Origin of the sequence: Draconibacterium orientale (assembly GCF_900111425.1) — a bacterium.
In the GTDB taxonomy this organism is placed as follows: Bacteria; Bacteroidota; Bacteroidia; order Bacteroidales; family Prolixibacteraceae; genus Draconibacterium; species Draconibacterium orientale.
In genome coordinates this window covers 1-3,288 of record NZ_FOHT01000075.1, presented here as the reverse complement: position 1 = coordinate 3,288, position 3,288 = coordinate 1, and the positions used below count along the sequence as shown (strand labels likewise).

3 protein-coding genes are annotated in these 3,288 nt (G+C 41.3%); all 3 read right to left on the bottom strand.

Annotated elements, in window-relative coordinates; translation table 11 throughout:
• Positions 1-102: 102 nt before the first annotated feature.
• A complete protein-coding gene (locus tag BMW53_RS20490; protein WP_038554281.1) occupies positions 103-486 on the bottom strand; it encodes a hypothetical protein in 384 nt (127 codons plus the stop codon).
• Between the two features lie 201 nt (positions 487-687).
• The gene (locus BMW53_RS20485) at positions 688-1,581 is read right to left on the bottom strand and encodes a carbohydrate kinase family protein (protein WP_038554278.1); all 894 of its coding nucleotides are present in this window, start codon (positions 1,579-1,581) and stop codon (positions 688-690) included.
• Positions 1,582-1,831: 250 nt separating this feature from the next.
• Entirely contained in the window at positions 1,832-2,842 is a 1,011-nt protein-coding gene (locus tag BMW53_RS20480; RefSeq protein ID WP_038554275.1) for an aldo/keto reductase, read from the bottom strand.
• Positions 2,843-3,288 lie beyond the last annotated feature (446 nt).

Genomic DNA, 3,288 nt, shown 5'->3' with positions numbered 1-3,288 from the left:
GTTTGATCTTATTGTCATATCCACCTTTAAGATACAAATCTTAAAGGGACAATAAAAACAAAGGCTGTCCAATTTTACTTTTTGGACAGCCTCTTTTTGTTTTTATTTCACACGTGTTAATGTTATTCCATCCTGTCCGCCTGGGCCTCCAGGACCCTGAGGTCCGCCTTCCGGCATTTCTATTTTTAATTTAATTACTTCACCGTCCAGTTTCCCGGTATGTTTAATGGTGCTGTCCATCATCTTTGTCTCGAATGAGATGGAGTTGCCATCAACTTTTCCATTACTGATCTCCTGATCACCCATCGGAGTAGAAACGGTTCCAGTAAGTTGGTCACCGTTTACTTTAAAATCGAAAGTAATCACCATGTCGCCGCCTGGCCCCATCGTTGCTCTCCATTTTCCGGTAATGCCTTCGCTCGCTGTTGCGCTAATGCCCAGCAAAAAGGTAAATACCAATACTGAAGAAAATAAAATTCTTTTCATCGTTTTTGAAATTTTAAGTTATTAATCGGTATGTAGTTGGTATCGCTAATTTTTACGATACCCCACATTTTTAATTGTGCTCAACAAGTTATGAATGAATTCGCTATTGAAGGAACTAAATAGAAGAACCCGGGATATTTATCGATAGAATAGGTATTTTTATAGAAACTGTTTTACTCGAAAACGAACTCAGGTTACTATTTACTGATTGATTATTGCCTGAATTTCATTCATGTCGTATGCTGGTGTTGCACCTGCTTTCGATGCCACAAAAGCTCCTGTGGCGCAGGCAAAGGTAATAGCTTCTGCAGGTGATTTCTTTTGCAGGTATGCTGCTACCAAACCGGCAAGAAAAGCATCGCCGGCACCAACGGTGTCTACTGCGATAACTTTAAATCCCGGGTGCTCGTAAAACTTGTTTTCATGAAACATTGCCGCTCCTTTGTCGCCACGGGTAACACAAAGCATTTCTACCTTGTAATGTTGTACAAACCATTTAATCATTTCTTCCTCGGTTTGGCCTTCAATTCCGTTCCAGTTCGCAAAAACACGAAGTTCTTCATCGTTTAGTTTTACAATGTCTGATTTGGCCAGTAATAGTTCCAGTACTTCTTGTTTGTCGTAAGGATGGCGCAGGTTTACATCAATTAATTTTACGGCATCGTTATCGAGTAACTTTAAAAGTGTTTCGCGTGTAGTTTGCTTGCGAGCAGCCAACGAACCATAAATGATCAAACCCGATCTTTGTGCTTTTTTAGCCAATTCATCGCTAAGCTGAATATTGTCCCAGGCTACCGGCTCACATATTTCGTACTTAGCATTGTTATTTTCGTCGAGGTGCACCAGAACTTTACTGGTAGGTAATGTCTTATCGGTTTGAACCAATGAAGTATCTACTCCTGAATTTTGCAAAAAGTCGATCAGTTTCCGCCCTGCATCGTCGTTGCCAACCGAGCTGGCAATTGCAGCATTAAGCCCTATTGCATTTAGGTGTAAAGCCACATTCATGGGAGCACCACCGGGTTTTGCTCCCGATGGAAGCCGGTCCCACAAAACCTCACCAAAACAAAGTATTTCCGGGGTAGTTATATTCATTTTAAAATCTCTATTGTAACAAGATAATAATTTCAGTTCAATTTATAATCCTTTCGGAATAAATCGAACAAAGGATTGGAGTAAAAAACTTGGGGCTTTCCTCTAAATCGATGTGTTGGTAATTTTGAAAAAGGTACGGGGAAATAAAAAGAGGACTTTACGGCCCTCTTTTTAATTTTTCTGAAGTATTGATTATTCTCTAACTACAATAGCTAAACATTAAGTTAGGTGAGTAGTTTGTATAAAAAATTTATCTGCCGCTGCCCTGGCGTTCAATCATCCAACCCGGGTATTCCGGAGACAGTTTGCTTACTTCGTTTAAATGGTCGAGTTCTTCTGCTTCCAGTTTTACATCAACCGAACTTAGGTTATCCGCTAGTTGTTCGGGTTTATTGGCGCCAATAATTACCGACGTAACCGCGGGCTGATGCAGCAGCCACGACAATGCGATTTGGGCCACGGTAACACCTTTGTTGTCGGCAATTTTTCGCATAACATCAACAATGTCATAAGCTTTTTCTTTGTTCACGGGCGGAAAATCGAAATTTACCCTTCGGCCTTCTTTGGTTTCTGCATCGCGACTGTATTTGCCACTTAATAATCCTCCTGCCAGCGGACTCCAAACCATTAAACCCACTTTCTGGTCGAGAAGCAGCGGAACCAGTTCGCGTTCCAAATCGCGCCCGGCAATAGTGTAATAAGCTTGCAACGAAACAAATTTGCTTAGGTGTTGCTGTGCCGAAATACCAAGTGCTTTCATCAGCTGCCAGGCAGCCAGGTTGCTACAGCCAATATACCTCACTTTTCCGCTTTTAACCAGCGAATCGAGTGCTTCAAGTGTTTCTTCCAGAGGAGTGAGCCTGTCGAAACCATGAATCTGGTAAAGGTCGATATAGTCCATGTTTAAGCGTGTAAGACTTTCGTCGGCTTGTTGTAGAATATGTTTTTTGCTCAGCCCGACTTCATTGGGGCCGTCACCCATTTGTCCGCGTACTTTTGTGGCAATCACGAGGTCGTCGCGTTTAAGCCCGAGGTCGCGGATAGCCTGCCCGGTCATTTGTTCGCTCAAACCTTCGCTGTAAATATTGGCGGTGTCAATAAAATTTATTCCGCCGTCAACCGATTGTTTAACGAGACTGTTCACCTGGTCCTGTGGCAAAGTGCCAATAGCTGTCCACATACCGCGGCCACCAAATGTCATGGTGCCCAAACAAAGTTCTGATACGTATAATCCTGTGTTTCCTAATAAATTGTACTTCATGATATATGTCTTTTACGTTAGCAAAATAATCACCTTTTATCGTGTGCTTTCATTTCTGTAGAACAGTTAAATGCAAAGGAGTGAAAATGATTGCTGATTCGATTTCATCATTTGTTGATTGTAGATCATCCGCAATTATTTCGTCGTCAGGGCTGATTCATATTGCAATTTCTCACTGCTCATTGAATTAAAATTCACAAAGAAAAGAATCGCATTTGTAAAGTATTTGTGAGTAATAAACTTCGTAGGTGTAATTTAATACATTGCCGACTTCTTTGCAAGGAATAGGAGGGATTCCTTTAAAATTGACTCTTCCGCGAGGCGATATTGGATTAAATTATATTCGGATTTTTGAATATCCGTATTTAGTCATAGTCCAGTAATTCCAGCAATAACCAGCCTGTCAAAGAGTTTTTCTCCAAAATACCTCCGGTTTAGCTTGTAGA